This is a genomic window from Mesorhizobium sp. WSM4836, from assembly GCF_055811815.1.
The window spans coordinates 1-296 of the sequence record NZ_JBVVQF010000112.1 but is presented as its reverse complement, the minus strand read 5'-3'; the positions used below and the strand labels follow the sequence as shown (position 1 = coordinate 296).

Here is a 296-nt window from a genome sequence, read left to right as displayed (position 1 = left end):
TCGAAGGTGAGCTCCATCTGGTCGTGCAGGCGGGCTGAGCGTTCAGAACTCTGACCATGCAGCGCCCGCTGCAGCTTGCGGATCGTCAGATGCTGATGTGCGATCAGCGCTGCATCATCCGATGCCTTAGCCCTGGCAACCGCCAGTTCGGCCTCGACCAGCGCAGCGCGCGCGGCCTCGTCTTCGGCTCTGGCCAGCGCCGCGGTCAGCGCCGCTCTGAGCGCGCCGATATCGTCCGGAACAGCATCCTGGGCGGTGGCAACCATGCCCTGGAGTGAATCATAAAACGCCTCCGC

1 protein-coding gene is annotated in these 296 nt (G+C 65.2%); it reads right to left on the bottom strand.

The features are described from left to right. On the bottom strand, window positions 1–266 hold a 266-nt coding region (locus tag AC0L2P_RS32315; RefSeq protein WP_473507256.1), incomplete at its 3' end, for an IS66 family transposase. Window positions 267–296 lie beyond the last annotated feature (30 nt).